General features: G+C 53.6%; 12 protein-coding genes. 2 read left to right on the forward strand and 10 right to left on the reverse strand.

The features are described 5' to 3' along the window. Positions 1 to 33: 33 nt before the first annotated feature. The 7 genes from AB8Q18_04325 to AB8Q18_04355 form a co-directional block, all read right to left on the reverse strand. Complete coding sequence (locus AB8Q18_04325; protein XDZ52282.1) at positions 34 to 828, reverse strand: hypothetical protein; 795 nt, start codon at positions 826 to 828, stop codon at positions 34 to 36. Positions 829 to 1,023: 195 nt separating this feature from the next. Further along, a complete protein-coding gene (locus tag AB8Q18_04330; GenBank protein ID XDZ52283.1) occupies positions 1,024 to 2,706 on the reverse strand; it encodes an ATP-binding cassette domain-containing protein in 1,683 nt (560 codons plus the stop codon). Continuing rightward, positions 2,703 to 4,457, reverse strand: a complete 1,755-nt coding sequence (locus tag AB8Q18_04335) for an ABC transporter ATP-binding protein (GenBank protein ID XDZ52284.1) — start codon at positions 4,455 to 4,457, stop codon at positions 2,703 to 2,705. The genes AB8Q18_04330 and AB8Q18_04335 overlap by 4 nt, the downstream gene beginning before the upstream one ends. 14 nt (positions 4,458 to 4,471) lie before the next feature. Next, the gene (locus AB8Q18_04340) at positions 4,472 to 5,245 is read right to left on the reverse strand and encodes an ABC transporter ATP-binding protein (GenBank protein ID XDZ52285.1); all 774 of its coding nucleotides are present in this window, start codon (positions 5,243 to 5,245) and stop codon (positions 4,472 to 4,474) included. Beyond that, positions 5,245 to 6,303 carry a FecCD family ABC transporter permease gene (locus AB8Q18_04345; GenBank protein XDZ52286.1) on the reverse strand — a complete coding sequence of 353 codons (1,059 nt, stop codon included), beginning with the start codon at positions 6,301 to 6,303 and terminating at the stop codon, positions 5,245 to 5,247. The genes AB8Q18_04340 and AB8Q18_04345 overlap by 1 nt, the downstream gene beginning before the upstream one ends. Further along, positions 6,293 to 7,468 (reverse strand): ABC transporter substrate-binding protein, encoded by a 1,176-nt coding sequence (locus tag AB8Q18_04350; protein XDZ52287.1) that lies wholly within the window; start codon positions 7,466 to 7,468, stop codon positions 6,293 to 6,295. Before AB8Q18_04350 ends, AB8Q18_04345 begins: the two co-directional genes overlap by 11 nt. An 11-nt stretch (positions 7,469 to 7,479) precedes the next feature. Further along, the gene (locus AB8Q18_04355; GenBank protein XDZ52288.1) at positions 7,480 to 9,609 is read right to left on the reverse strand and encodes a TonB-dependent siderophore receptor; all 2,130 of its coding nucleotides are present in this window, start codon (positions 9,607 to 9,609) and stop codon (positions 7,480 to 7,482) included. A 341-nt stretch (positions 9,610 to 9,950) separates the two neighbouring features. Between AB8Q18_04355 and AB8Q18_04360 the strand changes: the two genes are divergently transcribed. Next, the gene (locus AB8Q18_04360) at positions 9,951 to 10,892 is read left to right on the forward strand and encodes a helix-turn-helix transcriptional regulator (GenBank protein ID XDZ52289.1); all 942 of its coding nucleotides are present in this window, start codon (positions 9,951 to 9,953) and stop codon (positions 10,890 to 10,892) included. Positions 10,893 to 11,106: 214 nt separating this feature from the next. Here the strand turns inward: AB8Q18_04360 and AB8Q18_04365 are convergent, their stop codons facing one another. Both AB8Q18_04365 and AB8Q18_04370 read right to left on the reverse strand, forming a co-directional pair. Beyond that, on the reverse strand, positions 11,107 to 11,394 hold the full coding sequence (locus tag AB8Q18_04365; protein ID XDZ52290.1) for a hypothetical protein: 288 nt from the start codon (positions 11,392 to 11,394) through the stop codon (positions 11,107 to 11,109). 119 nt (positions 11,395 to 11,513) lie between these two features. Then, positions 11,514 to 12,407, reverse strand: a complete 894-nt coding sequence (locus tag AB8Q18_04370) for a LysR substrate-binding domain-containing protein (GenBank protein XDZ52291.1) — start codon at positions 12,405 to 12,407, stop codon at positions 11,514 to 11,516. Positions 12,408 to 12,616: 209 nt separating this feature from the next. On the opposite strand from AB8Q18_04370, the gene AB8Q18_04375 reads away from it, so the two are divergent. Continuing rightward, positions 12,617 to 13,228 carry a LysE family translocator gene (locus tag AB8Q18_04375; GenBank protein XDZ52292.1) on the forward strand — a complete coding sequence of 204 codons (612 nt, stop codon included), beginning with the start codon at positions 12,617 to 12,619 and terminating at the stop codon, positions 13,226 to 13,228. A 74-nt stretch (positions 13,229 to 13,302) separates the two neighbouring features. Here AB8Q18_04375 and AB8Q18_04380 read toward each other — a convergent pair whose 3' ends face one another. Beyond that, positions 13,303 to 13,701: a hypothetical protein gene (locus AB8Q18_04380; GenBank protein XDZ52293.1), complete on the reverse strand. Its 399-nt coding sequence runs from the start codon at positions 13,699 to 13,701 to the stop codon at positions 13,303 to 13,305. Between the last annotated feature and the right edge of the window lie 610 nt (positions 13,702 to 14,311).

Raw genomic sequence — 14,311 nt, forward strand, 5'->3', positions numbered from 1 at the left:
AGTTAAAACCTGCGCCGATGAGCGCAGGTTTTTTTATGAGGCTGTGGGCGCAACCGGTCTGGTACGCTTGGCTTTCGAGCGCTGTTTTATCTTCTGGCGGTGGTCTGCTTGGGCAAACAAATAATAGCTCCACATGATGAGGATGAAGGCGTGTTCTTGATTGAGGTTATTGAGCTCATCGCCGTGTAAGACCAGGTTGCGGCTGAGAGTGAGGCGTTGGTTACCGCCCAGGGTTTTAAACTCGCTATAGGCGCCCAGCCGAGTGATCCATTGGGTTTCGGGGTGGGCATTGGCGACGTCAATTTTTAACTTTAAGCCGATTATTTTGCGCGGCTTCTTGCCCTGCTGTTTGGCAAACAGCAGGCCCCAGCGGCGATAAATCTTGCCTTCATACAGCAGTAAATCTGTGATTAAACCTTCGATTTGCCCATACAGTAAGCAAATGCTGCCTGCAAAATACTGCTGTCGATACAGCGCCAAAATTTCTTTAAAAATCGGCTGCCGCTTCGGGTCACAAAAGGCGCAGCCTTCAACCAAACGCATGAATAAATCCTGAAAAGGCGTGTAGCTGGCAAACTCCAGTAAATGCATTTCATGCGGCTTGGTGGCAATGTACTGCTGTACCGTGGCCTCAAACAGGCTGTCGGTGATGAGCTCAGACTGAGTGTCTTGCAGGTGCTGGGTAAATTCTAGCAGCTTAGCCGGCTTGGCTTCCAGCATCTGCAAACGGTTTTGGATGCCGGTAATGATGCTGATGATGTCGGGCGAATCATGCTCCAAGTCTTTTAAAATAGACTGGAGTTTTTCAAAATTGATCTGCTTGTCCATGTGTAAGGGTCTTAGTGAATAGGGTGTGTCTGTGTGAAGGCCAGCCCAGTATGTTTAGCGTCGGAAATTGGGGCTTGAAAGATGTACCATGATTGTATCATATTATGGAAAAGACTTTGATGCAGCGCGCCAAGTTGGCCTGAGCTTGAGGGGCCATCGGTGCAGGCCCCCTAAAGCCATCCGTTCCGCTGTTTCTTAGTGGGTGCAAAACAGGGTTTGCCATTCGGGCTTGAGGGCCAAGTCTTGCGGTGTGCCCTGAGCAATGATGGTGCCTTGATCCATGATGAGCACCCAGTCCGCCAGCTCGGCCAAAGCGGCATCATGGGTGACGACAAGGGTGGTGCGCCGTTGCTTGAGCTGAACCAAAGTCCGCTGGACGTGACGGCTGCTGAGGGCGTCCAAACTGGCGGTTGGCTCATCTAACAGCAAAATAGGGGCCGAGCTCAAGAATGCTCGGGCTAGGCACAATCGCTGTCGCTCACCGCCGGATAAGGCAGACCCAGCAGAGCCGACCGGAGTCTGTAATTGCGGTGCCGATAGGGGCCAAGCGGCGGCGGCTAAGGCGGCTAATAAATGCGCCGTAGGGGCTTCGGGGGCCGCCATGCGTAGGTTCCATTCGACGGTGTCTGGAAACACACCATTTTGTTGAAACACAAAATGCCGGCTTTGGCTGAGGCTGGACTCACTCAATAACTGGATGTTTGTGCCACCGTAGTCAATGGTGCCGGTAGTGGGGTCCATCAGTCGACCTAAAAGAGACAGCAGCGTGCTTTTTCCTGAACCCGAGGCGCCCACGATCGCGACGAGTGCGCCACTTTTGACCTTAAAATGGATGTCTTGCAACAGCGGTGTGCCTTGTTCCGTCTGGTGGTTGAGCTGGGTGACGGTGAGGTCGTGAGTGGGCGGCAGTGCGCTGTGATCGGGGCTAGGCAAGGGCGGCAAGGTGAAGACGGCGCTGAGGGTTGAAATAGCCTGTTTCGATTGACGTAGCGCTTGTCCTAGGTGGCTCAGCTGGCTAAGCGGCTCAATAAAGCGAACCAATAACACCCCAGTGGCCACGAGTAAGCCTAGGCTGATGAGGTGCTGCCGCGTGGCCCAGATGCCCAGCCACAGTAAGGCCACCCAAATACCCTGAACGTATAGCCCAACGCCTAAACTATCCGGTAACCCTTGAATCAGTAGCCGTTTGGTTTGTTGATGTAGCTGGCTTAAGGCGTGATTCAGCCGTTCCGAGGCCTGATTGTTGCGGCCGCTGCTGCGTAGGAGTGCCTGCTGGGCCGAAAAATGGCTGATCTGCGTGGCGACCTGCTGCTCGGCTTGGTGCCTTAAGCTTTCCAGCCTATGGCTGCGGTGATTAATTTTTTGGAGCAGCCAAACCAACCCAAGGGCGGCGAAGCCGAGCAAGGCGGCTAAGCGTGCATCAACCAGCGCTAGGCCGACAATAACGGTCGCCGGCGTGACCAGCGCACGGATAACGGGCCCAATTAAATGAGCGGGCACGCCCATGCTGTACATCACTTGATGGCGCAGTAAATGTTCAGGCCTGGCCCGTTGATGGAGCTGGTGTGGGGACACTTTGGGTAGGTGTTGGATCAGTTGGCGGATCAGGCCACCTGCGAGGCCACCGCCGCAGGCGAATCCGTTTACCAAGGCCCAATAAAAAACCAAGGCTTGGATGAGGGTAAGCAATACCAAGGCTTGGGCCCAATAAAGTAGGGCCGCTGTATCCTGAGCCATCCAAGCCATGATGAGCGGCAGCAATAATAGGCTGCATAAACCATCCATGATGGCGGCAAACGTGGCCCACAGCATCATGCGGCGCAGCAGCGGTCGGCAGTCTGAGGGTAATGCTTGGAGTCGGGTGAGCAGCGCTTTCATACAGCATCCTCGGAGGGTTCTTGTTGTTCTTGCCATAATTTAAAGTACAGGCCTTTGTGCGCCAGTAAGTCTTGATGGCGGCCTTGTTCAATGAGGCGTCCTTGGTCTAAGACTAAAATATGGTCGGCATGGCAAACCTCTTGCAGTCTGTGGCTGCTGATCAGGACGGTTTTGTCTTGGAATCTTTGCCGCATCTTGTGGTGTAGCCAGTGTGCGGTTTGAGCGTCTAGTGCGCTGGTGGGCTCATCTAGCAGCACAATAGGCGCTGTACTTAAAAATAGACGGGCCAAAGCCAAGCGTTGGCGCTCACCGCCCGATAGGATGACGTCTTGGTTGGCAATACTTTGATAGCCATTGGGCCATGCGCTAATCGTGGCGTCTAGACGGGCATCTTGCGCCGCGTGTTTAATGTCGGCCAGCGTGGTGTTGGGGGCTAGTAGGGCAATATTGTCGGCCATGGATAGGTCTAAGGCCGCTGCCTGCTGTAGCGCAATGGCGATGGTTTGGTGGCGCACAGAGGTGGGCAGATCGGCTAAGGCCACGCCCCCCAGAGTGATCTGGCCGCAGCTTGGGTCCATAAAACGCGCCAGCAGATGAAGTAAGGTGGTTTTGCCGCAGCCTGAAGGCCCAACTAGGGCGGTAAAGCGACCGGGTGCGAGACTAAAGTTAACGTCGGCCAAGATTTGGTTTGAGCGGTGGTCAAAGCTGAGGTGGCGTACTTGAATAGAGGCGTCTATAGGGCGCCGGGGCGATTGCCCTTCGGCTAAGGCAGGTTGTGCGAGGAGCGCCTCGATGCGATCGGCCGCCGCCTGAGCGTGGGCTAAGGCATCGCCACTGTGGCCCATGGTGTGAATGGGGGCTGCCATGGCGCGCAATAAAAGGACGAAGGCACAAAAAACCGCGGCCGGCAGAGTGTGGGCGCTGCTGCTCTGAATGAGCCAAACGGCCAGTAACAGCCAGGCCACCAGCCAAGGGCTAGACAAGAGGGTTTCGGCGATGGCTGCGGGGCGGCCGACTTTTTTGACCCAGCCGATAAAAGCCTGCTCAAAGGCCTGGGCACTTTGGCTAAGCTGTTGTTGGATGCCGGCATTAGGATATTGGCGCACCAGCAATAGGTTTTGGGCGAAGGCACCATACTGGCTGGACAAGGTGGCGAGGGCTTGATCGCGTTGGGCCATGATGTCTCGATAAGGTGCGCCGCGGATGAGTCGATAGCACACGAGGGCCAGCAACAGGGGGATGAGCCCCAATAAAAAAAGCCATATATTGAGCCAAGCTAAATACAGAGCTACCAGCAGCGGTACCACGATGAGGTTGGTGAGGTTGGCGGGCGCGTGGGCGACCAGCTGGTGTAAGGCGGTCACGTCGTGCTCTACCAAGCGCGCCACTTCATCTTGGCTGTGCTGGTGAAACCAGACCAAAGGCAGTGCCTGCAGATGGTCGACCAAACGTTGGCGTAGGCTGGCACTAAGGTCAATATCGATCAGATGGGTTAGATGCAGGGCAAGGGCCTGGCAAGTCAGCCAGGCCATTAGGCTGAATAAGGTAGCCCAAAGCATGGGCGGCGAGGCGCTGGCGTGAGGTTCTGCCAGTTGCGCCAGCAGAACCCAAGGAAGTAAAGAGCAAGCGCCGGCCACGGCTTGTAGGCCGATGGCCCAAATCAGGCGAGTGCGATAGGGCGCCATGAGGCGGCGTAAAGTGGCGTTGATCATAGGGTTATTGTGTTCGGCAGTGGTGGTAAATAGGGGCAAGGATGGCGTTAAGGTCAGGCCAAATCATTCACGACAATATAGGTTTTGCCTCGTTCGGTTAGGCCGGTACTGGCCTGTACTTGATAGACTTGGCGCAGTAGTTCCGGCGTCAGAATGTCGGCTGGTTGGCCTTGGGCCACCACCTGGCCTTGGTTTAAAAAGATCAATTGGTCGGCCCAGTTAGCCGCCAATGACAAATCATGTAAGACAACCAGAACGATACAGCCTGAATGGGCCACGCGTTTTAACACCGACATCACTTCAATTTGATGATGCAGGTCTAAAGCGCTGGTTGGTTCGTCCAGCAACAGAATTTTGGGCTGGCGCACCAGTGATTGAGCCAGATTAATCAGCTGTCGCTGGCCGCCGGATAAGCAGGCCAATGGCTGGAGCGCGAAGGGCAGCATGCCCACTTGCTCGAGACTGTCTAAAGCCCTTTGTTGGCAGGCTTTAGCCGCCAAGGTTGGGTTAAAAACCTTCAGGGAAATCGTGACGCTTTCTAGCGCATTCAAGCCATGAGTTGAGGCCACCGTTTGCGGCATGAAGCTCATGAAGGCGGTGCGTGTCTGTCGGTTTAAAGCCAATAAATTTTGGCCCTGATACAGCACTTCGCCGCGGGCGGCGTGCAGGCCGGCTATGGCGTGCAGCAGCGTAGACTTACCCGTACCGTTAGGGCCTGCCAAAGCCGTGATTTGGCCAGACCGAATGGGGGCCGTGTCGACGCCGCATAGGATCTCGGTGGCGCCATAGGCCACCCAAACATTGTGGATGCTGAGGCAGTCCATCATCAATCAACCTTTCTGAGCAGGAGCAAAATAATGAAACAGGGCAGGCCAATCAATGAGGCCACAATGCCGATGGGCAGCAAAATGCCGGGCAAAAGGGTTTTGGACGCAATGCTGGCCAGAGACATCAATAAGGCACCCGACAATAAGGCGCCAGGTAAGAAATAATGATGGTCTTCGCCCAGCAGCATTTTGGCGATGTGCGGCCCCACCAGGCCAATGAAGCCAATGGTGCCGGTAAACGAAACCGCGACGGCCGCCAATAGGCTGGCCCGCAGTAGGCAGCCAAAGCGTAGGCGTTCTATATGAATGCCTAGGCTTTGTGCCCGTTCTTGGCCTAGCGATAACAGCGTTAAGGCATTGGCCGCGCGAAACGCAAAAGGCACCACGATCGCTAAGGTCAGGAACAGCGCCGTAATGGCGCTAACATTGGCTCGGTTCAGGCTGCCCATGGTCCAAAAAACCAGCTGCTGTAAGGAGTCGGCTGGGGCCAGAAACTGAACAATAGCCACCAAAGCATTAAAGCCAAACACCAAGGCAATGCCAAATAAGACCAGTGCCGCTGGCCCGCGCTGGCTGGCGGCAAAGAGCTGGATCAACATCACCGCGCCAAAGGCCATAATGAAGGCATTGATCGGCACCGCCATACTCAGCGGCACAAAGGGCAGCGTCACGCCTAAAATAATGGCCAAGGCAGCGCCAAAAGCCGCCGCAGAGGACACGCCTAAGGTGAAGGGGCTGGCCAGCGGATTGCCTAAAATGGTTTGCATTTCAGCCCCGGCAAGGCTTAAAGCCGCGCCCACTAAAACGGCTAAAATAGCGGTGGGTACCCGCACCTGCCACATGATGACGTTCAGCCGCGCATCGCCTTGGCCCCGTAGCCCGGTTAAGATCTCTTGCCACGAAAGGCCGGCAGGCCCCGTCATCAAATCTAGGCCAACGGCCAACACGAGTAAGACCATCAGCAGGGCCAACAGGCCCCGACGCCGACGCAAAGACTGTGCGTGTTGGGTCAGAATGGCCTGATGTTGCGCGGTGTAGGCAGTGGCGTTATCGTTCATTTTTAGTTGCGTTCATCCAGAAAGTGCCTTGTAAGGGGAAGGCCATAAAGTTTTGGTTTAATTCCGTCATGGTGGCGTCAGCCTGATTGGCAGGAAATAAGTCGGGATGCAGCATCTGTGCCAAAGCTTCACTGCCCACAAACCATAAAGGCGTGTCGAAGAAAAATAACCAAATGCCGCTGGCCTGTCCTTTTTGGACGGCTTTTAACTCACGAATGCCCGCGCCTTGCAAGATGTTGTCTAGCGTTTGCTTGGCTTCTGCTGGCGCCACATTGGGGCCAATGTGTAGGCCATTTAAGGTCACGCTTGAGCCGCCGCCGGCTAAATAAAAATCAGGGTTACGGTCAAGAATGTATTCCAAATTCAATTTGCCAAAAGCGCCTGGAATTTTATCTAGGCCAATATTGTGGCCACCCGCTGCCGCAATAAAATCGCTCATATTGCCCTTGCCGTTGGAGAAGCAGCAGTCTTGCCCATCGGGATTTAAGTGAAAGAAAACCGTTGGGGTGTGGTTGCTGGATTGAACCCGCTCGGTCATGCTGTTTACGTGCTGTTCGTAGTAGGCAATAAACGCTTCGGCTTCGGCTTCGCGATTCAGTAGCTGTCCCAGCATACGCATGCTGGGCACGGTGTTCTTAATTGGTTCACGGAAAAAATCCACGAACACATAAGGAATACCGGCACTGTCTAGCTTATCTAGACCTTCTGGCGGAGGCCCATATAAAGTGAAAATCACCAGATCGGGCTTAGCGGCAATGGTGGCTTCCATCGAAAAAGTGCCGTCGGAAGTACCGCCGACTTCAGGCATTTTGCTGGCCTCTGGAAACTTCGCCACGAGGGCGTCAAAAGCGGCGGGTGAGTAGCGCTTTAAATCATTGCCCCATGCCGCGACTAAAGATAGGGGGTTTTGGTCGAGTAGGCCTAAGGTCATGATGTGGCGGCCTTCCGACAGCACAATGTGTTTGGCCGGGGCGGCTAGGGTGACGGTGCGATCAAGCATGTCGGTCACCGTGACGGCTGCCTCTTGAGGCTGGCTGGCTGCTGTTGGCGCATGGTTTTGGGTGGTCTCGGTCGCCGTTTGCGGCTGGCAGGCGGCCAAGCCTGTCCACAGCATGATCATCAGCGTGGCTTGGCTAAAGCGTTTAAAAGTAGGCGTGAAGGGCATCTGAATTCTCCTTACCAACGGTAGTTAAGCGTGGCCATAACCGAACGGTCATAGCCTTCATCACAAGATGTGCTTGAGCAAGTGGTGTAATGGTGTTTGTTAAATAGATTATTGATGTTGAGCGCAAGGTTTAACCCCTTAAGTTTTTGGCTTAAATGGCTAAAATCATAGTGCAGCGCCGCGTCGACCAAGGTGTAGTGGGGTACTTTTAAGGTGTTTTGCGCATCGGCATAAGTAGTGCCCACATAGCGTACGCCAGCGCCTAGGCCAAAGCCGACCCAAGGCCCTTGCTGAACCGTGTAGTCACCCCAGAGGGTGGCGGTGTGCTTCGGTTTGCCCGTAGGGCGATGGCCTAAATCCGCGGCGTTATTGGTTTGAGTGTTCTCTAAATCGTTATAAGCGTAGCTGGCCAATACATTGAATGCTGGCGTTAAATTGGCTTTGGCCGACAGCTCTAAGCCTTGAGACGTCACTTCACCCGTTTGCAGCGAATTGAGGCGGTTGTCTGGGTCGCTGGTTAAGACATTGCTTTGGCGTAGGTGATAGGCCGCGATGGTGAAGAGCGCATCCATGTCGACCGGTGCATATTTAAGGCCGGCCTCCCATTGCTTACCCTTGGTAGGCTGATAAGCATCACCATAGAAATTGGTGCCCAAAACCGGACTAAACGACGTGGTGTAGCCCAGATAGGGCGCCAGGCCAAATTCAGTCTGATAGGTTAAGCCAGTACGGTAGGTAAACGCCCTGTCGCGTTGGCGCGTGTCGCTGTGTTTCATGAGGTTGTCGGTATCGGTAGACACCCAGTCTTGGCGGGCAGACACATCTAAAACCCATTGATTGTTTAGCGTCACCGTATGGGCCGTATACACACCGATTTCATGGGCTTTTTGGCGCGTTTTGGCAAACGCCACCGGCGCTGAAAAATCGCCACCATGATCGGGGTGATACAGATCAATGCTGCTGGCCTGACCATAATTTAAATAATAGTCCTCATCGGTATGGCGATAGGCCAAGCCCATGACAGCCGTGCCTTTTAGGCTGTCTGTCGCCCATTTGCCTTTAACATGATTGTCCATAGAAAACACGTTGCTTTTGATGCGAAACTCATAAGCGGCGCGACTAACGGTACGCATGTCATCTTCCAAACCCATGCCGGAGAAGGTTTGGGTCAGCAAATCTTTGTGAGAGAAGCGAGCGGAAGAATGGATGCCCCAGCGTTCATTGAGCTCATGGTCAAGCTGGTAGCCAATATTGCTTTGGTCAAGGTGATTGTCCAAGCCTTTGCCGTCTAGGTATTGGTGGCGCGGAATGTCGCCATTGGGGTTGGGCAATAAACTCCCCTGGATCGGTAAAAAGGGCCGTGGCGGGCCAAAACGATCGCGGCTGGCAGAGGCGAGCAGCGTCAAAGCGGTGCGGTCATCGGGTTGCCAAGTCAGCGAAGGCGCAATGTAGCGCGTGTCGTCTGGCACGTGCGGGACTTGAGCATCGGCATTACGGGCGACGCCGACAAGCCGATACAGCATGGTTTTGTCTTCATTCAGCGGGCCGGACAGGTCAACCTGGGTTTGGAGGCGTCGATGGCTGCCGTATTGAAAGCCGATTTCATGCTGGGCAACCTGAGTCGGGCGCTTACTGATCATATTGACTAGGCCGCCGGGTGAGCCAGACCCATATAGGGCACCGCTCGGTCCACTTAATACCTCTATGCGTTCCATACCATAGGGTTGTAAGCGATCGTATGATTGGGCCGTCGTCGAGCGTAAGCCGTCCAGCGCCGTGCCGCTATTGGTGCCGTTAAAGCCGCGAATGCTAAAAAAATCATGGCGGGTAGAGACAGGAGAAGTGCTGACGAACACGCCTGGGGTATAGCCAATGGCTTGGCTGATGGACTGTGCATTGCGATCGGTTAACTCTTTAGCGCCAATAAGGTTGACCGATTGAGGCGTGGCCAAAATGGACGCCCCTGTTTTGCTGGCCGTACTGCTTTGATAGCCCACGTAGCCATTAATTGGGCCCGTGGGCTGGCTGCGTTGGCCGCTGACCACGACGGCTTCTAGCTCCGCCTCATCGGCTGATGCTTGCGCATGGGCAGACGGCATGGCGATTAAGGCTAGGGCACAAGCCATGGCGGAGTGTTTCATTAATGGTGGCCGTTTGATTGTCGGCATGATGAATCCCTCATGTGAAATGATGCTGTGTTGTATTTAGTTGCGATAGATTATCATTATCGTTCATGCTGTTTTTGGGAAAATGGAGGGGCAGGCGGAAATTCTCGCCTAGGCAAAGGTTGGCCGGAATGGATCGACTATACTGAAGGAGGTTGAGGGTTTTATGGGTGAGCCAGCCAGGCGGCATCAGGAACGAAAAGCGCCTGCTGTTTTATGGAGGTGTGTAAAGGTGATTGAATGAGTTGTAAAACATAAGCCGTTGTCTCTATAATAGATAATATAAACTTAATGGGAATCATTATCGATTAATCGTCATGCTGAACACACCGGATCCTCTAAACGCGCCTCAAAGTCAGGCCTGGCGCCTGGAAAAAAATACCCACCGCTATCGCCGCCTCGTGCCCATCAAAAAAGGCTGGCAAGGCTATGCCGATCAATATGGCTTAGACAACGGCTTAACGATCGGCCGTGGCTGTTTTGAACATCAAGGTGCGCACAGTGAAGACCCCACCCCGTTTACCTGCCACGTGGGCTTACACATTGTGTTGGAGGCCGGCTATACCTTACACAGCACCGGCTTAGCGCAGCCCATAGACATCGCTCAGGCGCAGGTGTGGCGTCGCCAAGGAGATTTGGGCAGCGTAAGCGATGTGTTTGGCCACGGCACGGGCAAGACGAAAGTGGTCAAATTAGACTTTTCGCCCGACCTGATCGCCCGCTGGCATGAAGATTTTGACGTGCCGAGTTGGCTGCTGACCGATCAGCAACAAGAAGGCTTGAGCGAGCTGCATCATCTAGGCCAGCATAAAGTTTTAATGGCGAGTGCCGCTCAGCTGCTCCATCAACGCGCCGATACCTTGGCCGATCGTTTGGCTCTAGAAGGCATGGCGCTGACCCTGTGCGCCACCTTGTGTCGACTGCCAGAGCAGAGCGTGCAGGCTGGGCGCAATAAAGTTGATGACGCGATTGATTGGATACGGCAGCACTATCAATCCGACTTAACCATCAACATTTTAGCCAGAGCCGTGGGTTTGAATGAGTGTTATTTGAAAAAACAGTTTAAAGAAACCACCGGCCTCACCATCGGCCAATACGTTCGCGACCTGCGCATGCAGCAGGCCATGGACATGCTCTTGCATCAGGGGCGAAGCCTAAAAGAAACCGCTTATTATGTCGGCTATCGAGATGCCAGACATTTTGCCAAAGTGTTTACCGAAACCTTTGGCCTACGGCCTAATGAGGTGGTTGACGCTTGATGAGGCGCTTCTTGAATGATGGGTTCGGGCATGAGTTGTGGTGCCAGCCAAAACAACCATATATTGTGGATCAGGACTTTTTTTAAGGCCAGTGAGCTGCTTCTTAGTGCGGTTATTTGGCCTGGGCCGCTGGCATCTGCATAAAATTTCTGCGTATTGATTGCGACTCTTTCTTCATAGTCATACCAAGCACTCAGCTCTTCATTAAACAGATTCAATAAATCTGGACGGTCTTGATAATTTTTTTGACGGCCTCTACATATTCTTCTGTAATCATATCTGCTTGGTACTTTTTATATTCTAAACAATAATGACTGGCATCATAAGACATAAGGTTTCCATCAAAGCCGGATAAGTCACAGCTTAATGTATAAGTCTGCGTTTCTTGATGGTAGGACACGGGCGCGCGTACATCCTTCATATAGCGCTGGTCTTTCGTTGTTGCGTACGAAAGTGATGGCGTGAGCAGGGCTAGGCTTAAAGCTAAGGTGTAGGGATTCATGTCGTGTTCAAGTCAATTGAGGTGAAGCCCATCAGCATACCCAAATGGCCATGGCCCAGCAATCAGATTGATGCTGATTCATGCTCTATCGGGCGCCTATCTAAGGCGCAGCCGAACGCCTATTGATAAGCCTTAGGCGCAGCCTGCTGTAATGCCTTCGCAAACGCTTGCCATAAAGCCTGCTGTGGATGGCTTTTGGGCCAGACTAAATAATAGGCGCTGCCGGTCGGCATGCTGGCCGCCACCGGCGCAATGATTTGGCCGCTGGCCAATAAGGGTTGAATGAAGGCCAGATCGGCCAAGGCCATGCCCAAGCCTTGGGCGGCGGCCGACATGGCGAGGCCTAAAGTCTCAAAGACTTTGCCCGTGCGTGGCTGGTCGATGCGGAATATCTGGGGATGGGTGCGCTGCCACAGCAGCCAATCGGCATGGTCGCTGCTGGCGTGCAGCAGGGCGTGTTCGGCTAGGGTCTGGGTGTTGGCTAGTCCGTCCCAAAAAGCAGGGGTGCAAATCGGCGTCAGCCGCTCATCAAATAAATGCACGGCGTGCCAGTCGGCCGATAGCTCGGTCAAGCACAGCAGAGCGGCATCAAAAGGCTCTTGCTGAAAATTAACGTGGTCGTGCTGCATGAACGGGCTATGCAGCACGATCTGAGGCGTGTCTGGCTGCTGATTAAAACGGTTGAGCGGTTCGATTAGCCAGTGTAGGGCGATGGTGTTGGCGGCCTTGAGCTTAAACGACTGCGCCGTAGGCGCGTGCTTGAGGCAGGCAGCGGCAATGCCTGCATACAGCGGCGCTAAGTCTTGATAGAGCGTAGCGCCAAAAGGGGTAAGGGTTAAGCGGCTGCCGCGACGCAGAAACAGCTTTTGCCCGAAATGATGTTCTAGGTTTTTAACGTGGTGGCTGACGGCGCTTTGGGTGAGGAACAGCTGGATGGCCGCCGCAGAAAAAGACAGCGTTTGCGCTGCCGTCACAAAGGCTTTAAGAGCGTACAGAGAGGGCAGGCTGTTCATAAGCTATAGTGCACACTTTAAGTTATGGGTCAGGGTATGAGTAAAATTCATACTGAGGGTGAGTATAGGACATTTCCCATCGGGCAACAAGTTGCCTAAAATGCTCGCAAATGGGCGTATTCATCAGTGCCATAGCCCATCTACACCCATCGCATCAACGCGAGGCGCGCCTAATCATGCGCGCCTCTTTTAATCAGAAAGCAGCAGGCATGAGTTTTTTATTATGGAGCCAATTTGTATTGGCGATCAGCCTCTTAATCGTTAGCCCTGGCCCATCGGCGACGCTGGTCATTCAATACAGCAAGCAGCCGCACAGCGTCTACCTCGCCGCCATCTTAGGCGGCAATCTTGCCTCTATGGTGTTGCTGGTGTTGGCCGCCGTAGGGCTGAGCCTGATACAGCACGAAGGCGTCTTGCTGATCCTACAGCTATTGGGCACTTTATATCTCTTATATCTAGGCTTTTCTATGCTGCGCTCGCACACGCTGATGCGCCGTGGTCGCGCCGAAGACACAGCCAAAGAGGCCTGGATAAAAGGCTTGCTGGTGGGCATCAGCAACCCCAAAGACATCATCTTTTTTGCGTCGTTTTTAAGTATTTTCTTGCCCGACAACGGCCAAGGCTGGCTAAGCGCGCTGTTAATCCTCTTGGCCACCTGGACCGTGGTGGACTGGCTGGTTATGCTTGGCTATGCGGCTCTGTTTCGGCGCCAGCAGTGGCTAAACGCCACGGGTTTAAATCGAGTATGTGGCTTAGTCCTGTGCGTCTTGGCTCTGCTGCTGTGCTGGAACGTGGTGCAGGGCGTGAGTGGCCTAATTTAGCGCCCTCAGCTATGATCTGATCGGCTACCGCCCATTAAAAAGCTGCCCCATTTAGGAGGCAGCTTTTTTGGCGCTTACGCCGCCTGATTTTGGTCGGCAGAACCAGCTGGATCTGGCTGAGGCTCATGCCGGCGCAGCATGCGCATATATTCTTCATCGGCCAAAACCTGGCCCATGTCGCCTAACTCCATCATCACGCCGCCGGCGAGATACAATAGCTCGGCCGCCGCATCGTTGATTTCGTCTACCGGCACACGCAACGAGGGCTCGGCCACAGTATTGGCCTGAACCAGCCCGGCCATAACGGTTAATATCCGGCCAAAGTTGTAGTGGCTGGCCTGAACGTGAGAGAGCATGAGGCCAAGATCGGCATCGCTGAGCGCTTTGGGCGCGGCTAGGGCTTCGGGGTTGGCGAGGAGGGTAGCAAGAGGGTTGTAATGGCTACGGAGGGTGGATTGCTGTGAGGTTGCCATGGTGTGACCTTTCGGTTTGGTTGAACGCATCAAGCGTCAAACAACGTTAGTGGCGATGGCGAACCGTAGCGAGGATGACTGAGCGATATAAAGCTGAATAGCGTCGACACACAATACGGGCAGCCACCGAAGAGGGTGCAGCGTGGTGTTTTGCTCAGGCCGATGATTTGGCCTGCTCAGTTTATTCAGCCTTCCAAAGCTGATTGAGTGATTTAACTCAATGAGGATATTTTGGGGCGGATCGGGGGAGAGGTCAAGGGACGAACACATTATTTTGACGCTCGTCCCCAAAAATCTCCTTAAGTGATTTAAGGAGATTTTTTTGGTTTTTTATGGTTTTGGAATCTTATTTTAAGATCAAGGGGCGTTGAACCAGCCCTTGCAAGTTTGCTGATGAAAGCAAGTAGGTGGCTTAATAAGCACACTCATAATATTAAAATATGTTAATTAAAGTAATGTTTTGTTAGCACGAAAATCGTTCGTCATTAATTATGAAAGGGCGATCATTCGAAGGTGGGGCTAGAAAAACGAGAGGCTAAAAACTCACTAAGACAGTAGATGATCATATAGTGCCGTTTGTGCTGATTGGCACTATGAGTTTTAATTTTCT

The organism is Neisseriaceae bacterium CLB008, from assembly GCA_041228285.1.
Taxonomy (GTDB): Bacteria; Pseudomonadota; Gammaproteobacteria; order Burkholderiales; family Neisseriaceae; genus JAGNPU01.

What these genes read in the sequence shown, in the direction of transcription:
- AB8Q18_04360 (XDZ52289.1), top strand. Translation starts at nt 9,951, where the DNA reads ATGCTGAACACACCGGATCCTCTAAACGCGCCTCAAAGTCAGGCCTGG.
- AB8Q18_04340 (XDZ52285.1), bottom strand. Translation starts at nt 5,245, where the DNA reads ATGATGGACTGCCTCAGCATCCACAATGTTTGGGTGGCCTATGGCGCC.
- AB8Q18_04330 (XDZ52283.1), bottom strand. Translation starts at nt 2,706, where the DNA reads ATGAAAGCGCTGCTCACCCGACTCCAAGCATTACCCTCAGACTGCCGA.
- AB8Q18_04345 (XDZ52286.1), bottom strand. Translation starts at nt 6,303, where the DNA reads ATGAACGATAACGCCACTGCCTACACCGCGCAACATCAGGCCATTCTG.
- AB8Q18_04350 (XDZ52287.1), bottom strand. Translation starts at nt 7,468, where the DNA reads ATGCCCTTCACGCCTACTTTTAAACGCTTTAGCCAAGCCACGCTGATG.
- AB8Q18_04355 (XDZ52288.1), bottom strand. Translation starts at nt 9,609, where the DNA reads ATGAAACACTCCGCCATGGCTTGTGCCCTAGCCTTAATCGCCATGCCG.
- AB8Q18_04365 (XDZ52290.1), bottom strand. Translation starts at nt 11,394, where the DNA reads ATGAATCCCTACACCTTAGCTTTAAGCCTAGCCCTGCTCACGCCATCA.
- AB8Q18_04380 (XDZ52293.1), bottom strand. Translation starts at nt 13,701, where the DNA reads ATGGCAACCTCACAGCAATCCACCCTCCGTAGCCATTACAACCCTCTT.
- AB8Q18_04375 (XDZ52292.1), top strand. Translation starts at nt 12,617, where the DNA reads ATGAGTTTTTTATTATGGAGCCAATTTGTATTGGCGATCAGCCTCTTA.
- AB8Q18_04325 (XDZ52282.1), bottom strand. Translation starts at nt 828, where the DNA reads ATGGACAAGCAGATCAATTTTGAAAAACTCCAGTCTATTTTAAAAGAC.
- AB8Q18_04370 (XDZ52291.1), bottom strand. Translation starts at nt 12,407, where the DNA reads ATGAACAGCCTGCCCTCTCTGTACGCTCTTAAAGCCTTTGTGACGGCA.